This window comes from Martelella sp. UBA3392 (assembly GCF_002358775.1).
GTDB lineage: Bacteria > Pseudomonadota > Alphaproteobacteria > Rhizobiales > Rhizobiaceae > Martelella > Martelella mediterranea.
Genome location: NZ_DEPM01000211.1, coordinates 30570 through 43440, shown reverse-complemented (window position 1 = coordinate 43440; position 12871 = coordinate 30570). Strand labels below are relative to the sequence as shown.

General features: G+C 60.2%; 18 protein-coding genes and 1 pseudogene. 18 read left to right on the top strand and 1 reads right to left on the bottom strand.

What is annotated here, in order from left to right:
• From B4E36_RS16890 to B4E36_RS16810, 17 genes and pseudogenes are all read left to right on the top strand, one after another.
• Positions 1–330 (top strand): annotated as a pseudogene (locus B4E36_RS16890) (hypothetical protein); the annotation flags it as partial.
• A gap of 143 nt (positions 331–473) precedes the next feature.
• Positions 474–830, top strand: coding sequence for an HNH endonuclease (locus B4E36_RS16885; RefSeq protein WP_292058063.1), 357 nt, complete (start codon positions 474–476; stop codon positions 828–830).
• Between the two features lie 90 nt (positions 831–920).
• Positions 921–1415 carry an AraC family transcriptional regulator gene (locus tag B4E36_RS16880; protein ID WP_292058061.1) on the top strand — a complete coding sequence of 165 codons (495 nt, stop codon included), beginning with the start codon at positions 921–923 and terminating at the stop codon, positions 1413–1415.
• Positions 1415–3127 (top strand): terminase large subunit, encoded by a 1713-nt coding sequence (locus B4E36_RS16875; RefSeq protein ID WP_292058059.1) that lies wholly within the window; start codon positions 1415–1417, stop codon positions 3125–3127. Before B4E36_RS16880 ends, B4E36_RS16875 begins: the two co-directional genes overlap by 1 nt.
• Entirely contained in the window at positions 3114–4355 is a 1242-nt protein-coding gene (locus B4E36_RS16870) for a phage portal protein (RefSeq protein ID WP_292058058.1), read from the top strand. The genes B4E36_RS16875 and B4E36_RS16870 overlap by 14 nt, the downstream gene beginning before the upstream one ends.
• Positions 4348–5040 (top strand): HK97 family phage prohead protease, encoded by a 693-nt coding sequence (locus B4E36_RS16865; RefSeq protein ID WP_292058056.1) that lies wholly within the window; start codon positions 4348–4350, stop codon positions 5038–5040. Before B4E36_RS16870 ends, B4E36_RS16865 begins: the two co-directional genes overlap by 8 nt.
• Positions 5041–5050: 10 nt before the next feature.
• Complete coding sequence (locus B4E36_RS16860) at positions 5051–6397, top strand: phage major capsid protein (protein ID WP_292058054.1); 1347 nt, start codon at positions 5051–5053, stop codon at positions 6395–6397.
• A 69-nt stretch (positions 6398–6466) separates the two neighbouring features.
• Entirely contained in the window at positions 6467–6901 is a 435-nt protein-coding gene (locus B4E36_RS16855) for a hypothetical protein (RefSeq protein WP_292058052.1), read from the top strand.
• Positions 6902–6961: 60 nt separating this feature from the next.
• Complete coding sequence (locus B4E36_RS16850) at positions 6962–7552, top strand: head-tail connector protein (protein ID WP_292058051.1); 591 nt, start codon at positions 6962–6964, stop codon at positions 7550–7552.
• Between the two features lie 10 nt (positions 7553–7562).
• A complete protein-coding gene (locus tag B4E36_RS16845) occupies positions 7563–7835 on the top strand; it encodes a hypothetical protein (protein WP_292058049.1) in 273 nt (90 codons plus the stop codon).
• A gap of 2 nt (positions 7836–7837) precedes the next feature.
• Positions 7838–8014 (top strand): hypothetical protein, encoded by a 177-nt coding sequence (locus B4E36_RS16840; RefSeq protein ID WP_292058047.1) that lies wholly within the window; start codon positions 7838–7840, stop codon positions 8012–8014.
• On the top strand, positions 7995–8354 hold the full coding sequence (locus tag B4E36_RS16835) for a head-tail adaptor protein (protein ID WP_292058045.1): 360 nt from the start codon (positions 7995–7997) through the stop codon (positions 8352–8354). Before B4E36_RS16840 ends, B4E36_RS16835 begins: the two co-directional genes overlap by 20 nt.
• Positions 8354–8788 carry an HK97-gp10 family putative phage morphogenesis protein gene (locus tag B4E36_RS16830; RefSeq protein WP_292058043.1) on the top strand — a complete coding sequence of 145 codons (435 nt, stop codon included), beginning with the start codon at positions 8354–8356 and terminating at the stop codon, positions 8786–8788. Before B4E36_RS16835 ends, B4E36_RS16830 begins: the two co-directional genes overlap by 1 nt.
• 1 nt (position 8789) lies before the next feature.
• A complete protein-coding gene (locus B4E36_RS16825; protein WP_292058040.1) occupies positions 8790–9206 on the top strand; it encodes a DUF3168 domain-containing protein in 417 nt (138 codons plus the stop codon).
• A gap of 40 nt (positions 9207–9246) precedes the next feature.
• Complete coding sequence (locus tag B4E36_RS16820; RefSeq protein WP_292058037.1) at positions 9247–9696, top strand: phage tail tube protein; 450 nt, start codon at positions 9247–9249, stop codon at positions 9694–9696.
• The gene (locus B4E36_RS16815; protein ID WP_292058035.1) at positions 9696–10049 is read left to right on the top strand and encodes a gene transfer agent family protein; all 354 of its coding nucleotides are present in this window, start codon (positions 9696–9698) and stop codon (positions 10047–10049) included. Before B4E36_RS16820 ends, B4E36_RS16815 begins: the two co-directional genes overlap by 1 nt.
• A 56-nt stretch (positions 10050–10105) precedes the next feature.
• A complete protein-coding gene (locus tag B4E36_RS16810) occupies positions 10106–10264 on the top strand; it encodes a hypothetical protein (RefSeq protein ID WP_345900592.1) in 159 nt (52 codons plus the stop codon).
• Here the strand turns inward: B4E36_RS16810 and B4E36_RS16805 are convergent.
• Complete coding sequence (locus tag B4E36_RS16805; protein ID WP_292058032.1) at positions 10261–10476, bottom strand: hypothetical protein; 216 nt, start codon at positions 10474–10476, stop codon at positions 10261–10263. The two genes, B4E36_RS16810 and B4E36_RS16805, sit on opposite strands and share 4 nt — an antisense overlap.
• Before the next feature lie 30 nt (positions 10477–10506).
• Between B4E36_RS16805 and B4E36_RS16800 the strand changes: the two genes are divergently transcribed.
• Positions 10507–12871: tape measure protein (locus B4E36_RS16800; protein WP_345900591.1), on the top strand; the 2365-nt coding region annotated here is incomplete at its 3' end.

Sequence of the window (12871 nt, the reverse complement as noted above, 5' to 3'; positions counted from 1 at the left end):
CGGCAGGGCAAGCCGGCATGGTTCATGATGAAGCGGCAGAAGGATGCGCTTGGCCAGTATCGGTCATTCGAGACGGATGGCTATGACAGGCGGACGCATCGCCCGAAGAAGGGCGCCTATCGCAAATGGGAGCTGTCGGAGCCGTTGCGCGGCGCGATCCTCGCGCGGATCGACTGGATGGTGTGGATCGCGGCGCTGAAACTGCTGGAGCGCGAGTGCGAATACACCCTCGGTTTCGTCAACATTGCGCCGTCGCGGCTCGATCCCGCGCCGTGGGATATGCGGAGTGCGGACGAACGGCGGGCGCAAGTGATTGATAATGCTATGTAAATATCATTGCATTTTTCTCTTGATTTGCGGCAGTAAGTTGACATAGCTTGAGCACACTGAGAAAGATCAGAAATCACCCGCCAGCGGATAGCCCGCTCGGCGGGTTTCGTTTTTGCGGAATAGCCGCAGCATCACCGGACATCATGGGTCGTCTTCAGAAGCTTGCGCCGCGCATCACGTCGTCGGCGCCGCGCATCGGTTCGTCCGTTGGCGACAGTCGCTCGCACGATCGTGAGCGGGAGGCGCGGGCTCCATGGCGCAAATGGTATCGGACCGCGCGATGGGGTCGGCTTCGGCTCAAGGTCTTCGAGCGCGATCTGTTCCAGTGTCAGATGGATGGTTGCGGGCGCATCGAGGGTAACCTGTCGAAGCTCGTTTGCGACCACGTGAGGCCGCATCGCGGCGACCAGAGGCTGTTCTGGGATGATCGCAACCTGCAAACGCTCTGCAAGCCCTGCCACGACAGCCTGAAGCAGCGGCAGGAGCGGCGCGAGGGCTGACCGCTCAGGCGAGGCAGGGGGGGCAAAAAGTCTGGAGGGTCGCCCGGCCGCGAACCGGCGGCTCTCTCATTCGGAGATTTTTTTTTCGACATGACCGAGTATTTCGACCTGTTCGGCGATCCGGACACGTTTCCGTCTGGCAGGCGCGGCCGTCCGGCTCATAAGGTGACGCGGAAATCTCGTAATAAAGTCAAGATGTTACTTGCTCTTGGCTGGTCGAATGACAGGATTGCAAACGCGATCGATTGTTCATTGCCGACGCTGAAAAAGTATTATTTTTCAGAACTTAAGCAGCGAACCAGCCAGCGCGATCGTCTCGAAGCCTGGAAGTTCGAGAAGCTTTTCGAACAGGCGGAAAAAGGGAATGTCGGCGCGATGCGTGAACTTGACAAGGCGATCGAGAAGAACGACCGCATGCTGGCAGCGAAAGTCATTCGCGATGCGCAGGGCGACGAGGATGCGCCGGTTCCGGCAGAGAAGATCGGGAAGAAGGAAAAGGCCCGCCGTGAAGCCGCGCAGATTGTGGCGACCAGCGACGGCGAGGATGGCTGGGGCGGCCTTCTGAAGCCGGGATATAAGCACTGATGTCGACGATGGTAGACCGTTCCACCGCGAAAACGTGGTCGACGGCTGTTCTCGACTGGGAAAAGCGGCTTCTGGCACAGGAATCTCTGATACCGGATCTTCCGCTTTTCGATGAGCCTGCCGAAAAGGCGCTCAGGATTTTCAAACGCCTCAAGGTTCCGGACCTCGTCGGAACGCCAACGTTCGGGGAGGTCTGCGAGGAGTGGGTGTTTGACCTTGTCCGCGTGATTTTCGGCTCCTACGATCCGGAGAAACGGCGTCGGATGATCCGCGAATTCTTCGTGTTGATCCCGAAGAAGAACGGAAAATCAGCCATAGCCGCCGGCATTATCGTGACGGCCGCTATCCTGAATGAGCGACCGGAAGCGGAACTGATCCTGATCGCGCCGACGCAGAGGATTGCCGGCATCGCCTTCAAAACGGCGCTCGGCATCATCCGTCTCGACAGCACGCTGACGAAACTCTTCAAGCCTCAGAGCCATCTGAAGCAGATCACCCATCACGACACGCTTGCGGTGATCATGATCCTTTCGGCCGATGGCGATGTCATCACAGGTTCAAAGGGCACCTTCATCCTGGTCGATGAAACCCATGTTCTTGGCAGTAAGGCCAAAGCTGGAGAAATATTCGTCGAGCTTCGCGGCGGCCTGGCATCGCGAGACGAGGGGTTTCTTCTGCAAATCACGACGCAGTCGAAGACGCCGCCGACAGGACAGTTCGAGCGAGAGCTGCAGCAGGCGCGCGACGTTCGCGACGGCAAGCTCGACCTGCCGTTGCTCGCAGTTCTTTACGAGCTTCCGAAGAAACTGCAGGAAGACGAGACCTGGAAAGACGAAAGCGTCTGGCCGCTGGTCAACCCGAACCTCGATCGGTCGGTTTCGCTCGAATATCTGCGCGATGAAATGCGCAAGGCCGAGCGCGAGGGCGCCGATGCCATGGCGTTGTTCGCATCGCAGCACCTCAATGTGCAGGTCGGCGTCGGTCTCGGGACCGGGGCTTGGGCCGGCGCTGAATACTGGCTGCAGGCGAAGCGTGACATCTCGCTTGATGACATCATCGAAACTTCCGACGTTTGTGTTGTCGGCGTTGATGGCGGCGGCCTCGACGACCTTCTCGGTCTCGCCGTCCTCGGTCGTCACGCCGAAAGCAAGGTCTGGCAGCACTGGGGCAAGGCCTGGGCGGACAGGGATGTCCTGAAGCTGCGCAAGAGCATTGCGCCCGAGTTGCAAAAGCTTGTCGATGCCGGCGAACTGACGCTGGTCGACAACCTCGAGGAAGAGGCGAACACCGAGATCGTCGATATTTGCGTTCAGCTTCGCGAGGCCGGAAAGCTTCCGGAGCAGCGCGCGATCGGCATGGACCCCGAGGGCGTTGCCAGCATCATCGACGCGCTGATCGATGCCGGTTTCGAGATCGACGATATCGAAGCCGTCTCGCAGGGCTATCGCCTGAACGCGGCGATCAAATCCGTGCCGGTCAAGCTGAAAAACAGGTCATTCGTTCATTGCGGCCAGCGGATCATGACGTTTTGCGTCGGAAACGCCAAGGTCGAAAAGCGCGGCAATGCCGTGATCGTCACCAAAGCGCAGAGCGGTACGGCGAAGATCGATCCGCTCATGGCGCTGTTCAATACCGTCATGATCATGAGCCGCAATCCCGTCGCGTCGGCAAACGGCAAATCTTTCTGGGAAGACGATAATGAAGCTGCCTAATCCGCTGCGTCGACTGTTCGGAGCGGAAAAGAAAATGACGTCGCTCGATCTTTTCCGCGAGGTCTATGGCGGAAGGGCTTCGAAGGCCGGTGTCAAGGTCAATGTCGAAACCGCCATGGGCGTGACGACCGCTCTGGCCTGCGGCCGGGTTATCGCCGATGGCATCGCACAGGTCCCGTTCAGGCTCTATCGTGAGACGGAGGCAGGCAAGGAAAAAGCAATCGATCATCCTCTGTATCGACTGCTTTACCGTCGACCGAACAATTGGCAGAGCGCGTTCGAGTTTCGGGAAACCCTTGCCCTTCATCTGGTTTTCACCGGTAACGCGTTTGTCTTCGTGAACCGTGTCGGTCGCGACCGCAAGATCCGCGAGCTCGTTCTGATCGAACCTGAAAGGGTTAAGGTCAAGAAGGATGACTTCGACCGGTTCACCTATGAGGTTTCTGCCGACAAGGGCGACACACAGGTATTTCCCGCGGAGGCGATCTGGCACCTTCGCGGACCGTCCTGGAACGGATGGCAGGGCATGGAGGTCATTAAGCTGGCGCGGGATGCTCTCGGTCTCTCCATCCAGCTTGAGCAAAACCAGGCCGAGTTCGGCAAGTCCGGCGCAAAGGTCGGCGGGCTTCTGAGCGTGAAGGACACGCTGAACAAAGAACAGTACGAGTTCCTCGCCTCATGGCTGGAGGAATACGAGATCGGCGGGAAGCGGTACAACAAGCCGATGATCCTCGATCGCGGCGCGGAATTCATGTCTACAAGCATGTCGGGCGTCGATCAGCAATTGATTGAGACCAGAAAGCATCAGGTCGAGGAGGTCTGCCGGGCATTCCGCGTCATGCCGATCATGGTCGGGTTTACGGACAAGACGGCTACCTATGCAAGCTCGGAACAGATGTTTCTCGCCCATGTCGTTCACACGCTTTCGCCCTGGTATGAGCGGATCGAGCAGAGCGCCGACAACAACCTTCTGTCTGAGGATGAAATCCGAGCCGGATACTACACCAAATTCTCTCCCAACGCTCTGATGCGTGGCGCCGCCAAAGACAGGGCTGAATATTATTCCCGCGGGCTTGGCTCCGGAGGGGTGAAGGGCTGGCTAACTCAGAACGACGTTCGCGAGATGGAAGAGATGAACCGCAGTGACGATCCCGACGCGGATCGCCTTCCGCAGCCTTCGAACGTCACGAACCCAGCAGATCAAGGAACAGGTGGGCAAAATGCATAACCGTTCAATCATCGAGACGGAATTCAAATTTTCCGATGGTGATCAGCCGGGAACCTTCGAAGGCTACGGCTCGATCTTCGGTAATGTCGACAGCCATGGCGATGTCGTCGTCAAAGGCGCCTTCCGGGATACGCTTCGCGACTGGAAGAACAAGGGAAAGCTGCCGAAGATGCTGCTGCAGCACGGCATGGGGTTTTCCAATTCCGACCTGCTGCCGATCGGCAAATGGGATCACATGGAGGAGGACGAGAAGGGCCTCTTCGTCCGCGGACATCTCTTCGGCATGCAGTCGGAGACCGGACAGCGTGTGTACGAGGCCATGAAGGCCGGCGAGCTTGATCAGATGTCGATCGGCTACAAGGCTCTGGATTTCTCCCTCGGCAAGAAGCCCAGCGAGCCATATCGCACTCTGAAAAAGGTCGACCTGTGGGAGGTGTCCGTTGTGACGTTTGCCTCCAATCAGCTTGCGAGCATCAGCTCCGTCAAGTCGGAAGCAGGCGAAATGACCATTCGTGAGATGGAACGCGCGCTGTGCAACGGGACGTTGCCTCCGCTTTCCCGGACTGAAGCCAAGGCGCTTGTCGCCGGGGGCTTCAAAACCATGAAATCCGAGCGGGATGCTCCGGACGATGGTGATGAACTGGCGGAATTCATCCGCCGCAACATCAATATCCTGAAAACTTAGGAGCATCCTCATGGATATGAGCGAAATCAAGTCCCTGATCGAGAAGCAGGGCGAGGCATTCGAGTCCTTCAAGAACTCGACCGCCATGGAACTGGTCGAGCTGAAGAAGAAGGGCGTCGTCGATCCGCTCACGGCAGAGCGCATTGAAAAGATCGAGAAGTCCCTCGACGCGGCGGTCGAGGGCAAGGCGGCGATTGAGGCTGCAATCGAGGCCGAGCGCAAGGAGCGCGAGGATTTCGAGGCCCGGATCAATCGCCACGGCATCAAGGCCGACAACGAGGACCAGGCGAAGCGCGAGCTTGAACTCAAGGAATTCAACGGCATTCTTTCGGCTCATAGCGCCGACCGCAAGCGCGGCAATTTCGACCCGCTCGATGAAGACGGCTATGTCGCCTACAAGGCCGCCCGCGAGAAGGAAATTCGTTACGGGCGCGACGCGCTTGACACCCAAGAGATCAAGGCGCTTTCCGTCGGATTTGACGCGGATGGCGGCTATTTCGTGACGCCGGATACAGGCGGCCGGATTGTCCGCAAGGTCTATGAAAGCTCGCCGATGCGTCAGGTCGCCAATGTCCAGACGATTTCCTCCGACAAGTTGGAGGGCCTCGAGGACCTGGCCGAGGCCGGCGCGAAGTATGCCGATGAAAAGGCAACCTCTGGCGACACGAAAACGCCTGATATCGGCAAGTGGGAAATCCCCGTCTTCTGGATCGACACCGAGCCGAAGGCGACCCAGCAGATACTCGATGACTCTTCGGTCGACATCGAAGCCTGGTTGACCGGCAAGGTCTCCAGTCGCTTCGCCCGGTTCGAAAACGCCGAGTTCGTGGCGGGAAAGAAGGGCAAGATCAGGGGTATGACCTCCTATCCGACGGCCGCAGACGATGGTTCGGGTGTAGACTGGGGCAAGATCGGTCATGTCGTTTCCGGCGCGAACGGTGCGTTTGCCGGATCGAACCCGGCTGACAAGATTTTCGATCTGATCGGTCTCGTGAAGAACGAATATCTGTTGGGCGCCGGTTTCATGACCGCGCGCAAGGTCATCACGACGATCCGCAAGTTCAAGGATGGCAACGGAAACTACATGTGGCAGCCGTCGCTGGTCGCCGGACAACCGGAACAGCTTGCCGGCTATCCGGTTACCCGCGCGGAGGATATGCCGAAGCTTGAGGCAGGATCCCTGTCGCTGGCTTTCGGCAATTTCTCTGAAGCCTATCAGATCGTTGACCGTCAGGGCATCCGTGTTCTGCGCGATGCTTATACCGCCAAGCCCTACGTGAAGTTCTACACCACGAAGCGGACGGGCGGCGGTGTCATCAACTTCGAAGCCATCAAGTTCATGAAGTTCAGCAACTAACTGGCTGAGCGCTCAGCCGGGCCGACCGGCCCGGCATTCTCCAATCCAGACACGTGAAGGAAAATTGCGATGCACAGCATTTCCGAAAACTTCATGACGGCGGTGGTCAAAGCCGCGATCGCGGCCGGTTCTTCCATCGATGAGAATTCGGCGATCATCGACATGGCCGATTACGAGAGCGTGATGTTCATCACCCCGATCGTCACCAGCGCTCTCACCGGGGTCGCCACACTCACGATCGAGCAGAGCGACGAAAACTCCGATACCGCAATGACGGCGATCGATGGCGCGGTCGCAACGGCAACAGCCTCGAGTAACGGCAGCCTGAACGACAAGGTTCTCAAGGTCGAAATCCGCAATCCGTCGAAACGCTACGTTCAGGCGGTGCTGACATCGGCGACCGCGAACATCGCCTATGGTCAGACCATCGCGATCCTGCGTCCGCGCCGGGTGCCGATTACGGACGGAGCCGACGTCGCAGCAGCGGCTTACGTTTCGCCTTAAGTTCTGGCCAATTTCCGGGCTGCTTGCGCGGCCCGGGTTTCATTTTCCGGGAGCATCATCGTGTATCTTACGCCGAAACGGATCGTGGAGCCTAGCGCTCGCATCCTTACGCTCGATGAGGTCAAAGCGCATCTTGCTGTTGATTTCGATGACGATGATGATCTCATTTCGGCCTATATCCTCGCTGTTGAAGAACACCTTGACGGCTATGGCGGCATCCTCGGGCGATGCCTGATCAATCAGGAATGGGAGCAGTATTTCTCGTTCTGGACCGGCGCGCGCATGATCCTGTGCTTTCCGGATGTCTCGGCTGCCAGCGTGACCTATTTTGACCAGGATAATGTGTCGCGGACCCTGTCGGCAGATCAGTACATTCTGCTGAACTCGGCGCGTGGGGCATATCTTCAGTTTCTCGACAGCTTCACCGTTCCGTCGCTCTATTGCCGCGACGATACGATCACCGTGCGGTTCACGGCCGGATACGGCGCTCAGCCGGACAGCGTGCCGGCGGAAATCAGGCAGGCGGCGAAGATGATCGTCGCGGCCTGGTACAAGGTGCGCGCGGAGGTGTCCCACGCGGCGCTTTCCGAATTGCCGGACTCTATCGCCGTTCGCGCGTTGCTGAGCAAGCGCCGGCGCATCGGCCTTTAAGGGGAAAATCATGGGTTTCAATCGAGATGAATACGGCGCCGGGCTGATGACGTTCGGGCGCAAGGGCGGCGCTATCGACGTTTCCAGCAGCGATGCCGAACTTGGGGAAAGCGTCAAGGCCGTGGTCGTTACCGCTGAGGGCACTGTCAGCTACCGCCCCTGCGGCGAGGCCGACGGGACGATCGATTTCGGCAGTCTGCCGGTCGGTTATGTGCTGCCGCATATTCCCGGCGTGATCTTTACGAGCGGGACGACTGCGGAGCTGGCGACGGTGGAGGACTGAGCGTGGTCTGGGTTGTGTTCAGCGAGCCGTATCGATGGGTTCCGCCGCAGCGGAAATCCGTCACGCTGAAGCATCAGCCCGGTATCGCGATCAATGTGACGCGTGATTGCGCGCGGGCGGCGATCCGGGCTGGCAAGGCCGAGAAGGCGGAAAAGGTCAATGGCAATACCGGAAAGTGATGGCGGCGGGCTGCGCTTCCGGCTGCATTTCCAGAAGCGCGGCGCGATCGATGATGGCTTCGGCAACGAGGTTGCTGGTCCATACGCGACCGTCTTCACTCAGCGCGCGAAGATGATTGCCCGGATGGGCACGGAAACCGTGATGGCTTCGCGGCTGCAGGGCGTCCAGCCTTATACCGTTCGCATCCGCTACAGCGCGCAGGCCGCCGCAGTGACGGCAGACTGGCGTATCGTTGACGCGCGCAATGACCGGGTGTTCGCGATCAAGGCGCCGCCGGTCAATGTCGATGGGGAAAACCGCTGGATTGAAATCCTGGCGGCCGAGGGTGAGCCCAACTAATGGCCCGTCGTTCGACGATCCTTAACCGCGCGCGGCTCCAGCGCAAGCTCGACCGGTTGCCGGCGACGGCGAAGTCGGCGATCAAGGGCGCGATGGCCGAGGCGGCCGACGATATCGTCCGGATGATGAAATCCCTCGTGCCGGAGGATAGCGGCGCGCTGAAGGAAAGCATCGGCTGGACATGGGGCAAGGATGTTCCGAAGGGCGCGGTGATCGCCGCCGTGGTGAAATCGGCGCTCGGCAATGATCTCACGATCACGGTCTATGCCGGCAGTGACGAAGCATTCTGGGCGCGGTGGGTTGAATTCGGGACCGTGAAGATGCCGGCGCAACCGTATTTCTACGTGTCCTATCGCGCGAACCGGAAGGCGGCGAAACGCAAGATCAGAAAGGCGACGCGGGACGCAGCCCGGAAGGTCGCGAAAGGCGGCTGAGATGGACGCGGGCTATGAACTCTATGTGGCGATCATCGCCAGGCTGAAGGCGGCAGCATCTGTTTCGGCGTTTGTCGGCAACCGGGTTTATGACCGGGTTCCTTCCGATCCGAAACCCTCTTCGCCGTATATCTCGATGGGGCCTAGCGATGCGACGCAGGATGATGCGGAATGCATTGCCGGTCAGGATATCGCCTTTCAGATCGATATATGGTCCTGGGGCGCTGGCGAGGCCTTCGGATCGGCGGAAGTCCGCAAGATTTCGGGCGCCGTGCGCGATGATCTGCACGAGGCTCCCATCGTGCTTTCGAACAATGCCCTGGTGATGATCGAGCATCGGGTCACCCGCGTGATGCGCGATCCCGATGGCGTCACCAACCACGCCGCCATGTCGTTTTCGGCTTTCATCGAAACCTGATCAACCGCTGCTGTCGGCAGCACAACCATGGAGATGTCCAATGGCACCCCCCGTAACAGCGCGCTTCGGAAAGATGCTCATCAAGCTCGGCGATGGCGCGACGCCGACCGAGGTTTTCGCCGCGCCCTGCGGTTTGACTTCGAAGTCCATCACCTTTTCGAAGAACCTGTCCGAGGTCGATCTCCCGGATTGCAACGATCCGGATGCCGCGACCTGGCTTGGCCGCGACGTGCAGAACCTCTCGGCCTCGGTCTCCGGCGACGGCGTCCTTCCCGCCGATGCGGTCGAGACATGGTGGAACGCCTTCAAGGCGGTAGAGTCCATCAACGTCGAAATCTCCATCGAATATTCCACCGGCACGATGCTCTGGGAAGGTGCGGTGCACCTCGAAAGCTTCGAGCCCAGCGCCGAAAAGGGTGGTCGCGTTCAGGCCTCGATCTCGATGCAGAGCGACGGCGCTCTGACCGGAACCTGGACGGCGGCGACCTGATGCGTGATGCCAGGATCGGGCAGCCCTTTGCCGATGGCGAGTATAGTTTTCGTCTTGGCTGGGGCGAGATTGTCGAGCTTCAGGAGAAGGTCGATTGCGGGCCGTTCGCACTGCTTGACCGGATCAATTCCGGACAATGGCTGGTCGGCGACCTTTCCGAAACGATCCGCCTCGGCCTGATCGGCGGCGGGCTGAAGCCGACGGATGCCAAGAAGCTTGTCGATCGCTATGTCACCGATCGCCCCCCTCTGGAAAACCTCGAGCTTGCGCGCGCCATACTGATGGCCGGGCTTGTCGGCGCGCCGGATGAAGCGCCGGGGGAGCCCGAAGCGCCAGCCGCAGAGACGCCATAGACGACCTTCCGCGCGGTAAAATCCGCGTTGGAAAAATATACGCGGCTGGCGCCGTAATGGGCTTCACCCCCCAGCAGGTCAACGCAATGTCGATGTTCCAATTTCAGGCGGCGATCGATGGATACGTCGAGGCGCACAGCTCCGATGATGGGGCCGGGAAGCTCAGCGAAAACGACGTCGACGAAATCTGGGATTGGATGCAGGACAGGATCTAGTCCCTGCTGGAATACTCTCTTCCGATCAGCATGAGCGGCAGGGCGGCGATCGCAAGAAAGGCGCCTATGCCCATCAACACCATGTCGAGCGTGCCGGGGCCATAGGCATTGCCGGTCATCCGGTAGATTCCTGTCAGGAAGATCGCCGGCCCGACAAAACAGCATACGACCCCCAAAATGCCGTGTCCGGTAAAATACTGGGTGGTTTTCATGAATTCCCTCCGTGATCAGAAAGTAGCCTCGTGCCCGCAACCGATCTTGAAAAATTGGTCGTGCAACTCTCGGCCGATGTCAAGGCCTATGAGCGCAACCTTGCCAAGGCGTCCGGCGTCACGACGCGCGAGCTGCGCAAGATCGATCGGCGCGTTGCCGAGATGGATCGCCGGCTCGCGAATTTCGGGCGCAATGCCTTTCGTGGCTTGCTGCTTTCGACAACCGCGCTCGGCTCGGCACTGTCCATCCGTGAGGTGCAGCAATATGCCGATGCCTGGACCGGCGCGAAGAACGCGCTTGCGGTCGCTGGCGTTGTCGGCCGGAACCAGGTCGAGGTGCTGGACGCGCTATATGCATCGGCGCAAAAGAATGCGACGCCGATCACGGCGCTGACAGGCCTTTTCGGAAAGGCGGCGCAGGCGAACGACAATTTGCAGCAATCGCAGGAGCGTTTGTTGCAGTTCACCGACGGCATTGCCGTCGCACTGCGGGTCGAGGGCAAGTCGGCGCAAGAGGCGTCTGGCGCGCTCACGCAGCTCGGTCAGCTTCTCGGGTCCGCGCGCGTCCAGGCTGAGGAATTCAATTCGATCAATGAGGGGGCTCGCCCGATCCTGATCGCTGTCGCCAACGGGCTCGATGCCGCCGGCGGCTCCGTCTCCAAGCTCAAACAGCTTGTCAATGAGGGCGAGGTTTCCGGCCGGCAGTTCTTCGATGCATTCATGCGCGGTTTCCCCGTGGTCGAGCGGATGGCGGCGAACGCGACGCAAACGATCGAGCAGGGATACACCAAAGTCGAAAATGCGTTCACGCGCTATATCGGACAGACGGATGAAAGCCTTAGCGCGTCGCAACGCCTTGTTGCCGGGCTCAATGCGCTTGCCGACAACTTCGACGAAGTGGCGGATGTCTCGCTGAAGCTTGCGGCCGTGCTTGCAGCCGGCCTTCTCGGTCGCGGCATCGCCGTAATGATCGCGACGCTGCCGGAAGCGGTGATCGCCGTTCGCGCGCTGACGGCCGCAATGAAGTCCGGAACCGTGGCCGCTGGTCTGTTCCGCGCCAGCCTTGGACCGATCGGCCTCATCGTTGGCATTGCTGCCGGCGCCGCTGTTGCCTTCGGTGATTTCGGCAGCGCGGTGGACGATGCCACGCAGGCTCTTGCCGACCAGGCCGGTTCGGCGGACCATGTCACCAGCATGATCGCCGACGTGCAGAAGGCGCAGGATGCCTATCGGGCGGCGATCCGGCAGACGGCGGATGCGCAGACGACCGCCACCAGCAGCATTGTGGCCGATACGAAGCGCGAATTCGAGGCCAAGAAGTCGCTGCTCGAGCTTGAACTGAAGCGGCAGCGCGCCCTTATCGCCACACAGCAGTCCGCGATCGCCGAGAAGGGCAAGGATCTTCGCGCCGATGTCGGCGGCCAGGTTTTCACCAATAACGACTACATCGCGCGAGGCTATGGCGATCGGCGGAATGGTCCCTATGTCCGTCTCCCGGACGATTTCACTGCCCTTGAGAAGACGCAGAAGGCGATCGAGCAAAGCCCGGCCTTCGATGACCTCAAGAAGCTTCGCGCTGAATTGACGCTTACGGAGATGACGGCGAACAAGCTTGATGAGGCCCTGTCCACGACCTTCGCCGATCCGGGCGGCGGTAGTGGCGGCGGATCGGATAGCGGCGGCGACGGATCGGATAAGGACAAGAAGAAGTCCGGAGGAAGGGACCGGATATCCGACTATGAGCGGTTGAAGATACGCATTGCCGAGACGACATCGGCGCTGGCCGCCGAAGCGGATGCGCAAGGCCGGCTGAACCCCTTCGTCGAGGATTATGGGTTTGCCCTGCGGAAAGCGCAGGCCGAGCACGATCTTTTGACGGCAGCGCAGAAATCCGGCCTGGAAGTCACCGACGCGTTGCGCCAGTCAGTCGCCACGCTCGCGGATGCCTATGCCACTGCATCGGTAGCGACCGATCGCGCGGCCGAGGCTAATGACAAGCTCAGGCAATCCGCCGACGATGTGCGTGCCACCTCCAAGGATGCCATGGGTGGGTTCATTTCCGACCTGGTCGCCGGCACTTCCGCTGCAGACGCGCTGGGGAACGCACTAGGTCGGATTGGCGACAGGCTGCTGGATTTGTCGCTGGATACGCTGTTCGGGACGGGGCCCGGCATTGGCGGGTTCTTCACCGCGCTTTCCGGGCTTGGCGGCGGGGTTCGGCTGGCGGCTGGCGGCCGCGTGTCAGGTCCGGGCGGGCCGCGCGGGGACAAAATTCCGGCGCAGCTTTCCGACGGGGAATATGTCGTCAATGCGCGCGCGACGCGGGACAACTTGCCGCTTCTGGAGGCGATCAACAGCGGCAAGGCCATGATGCTCGCCGCCGGCGGGCTTGCGA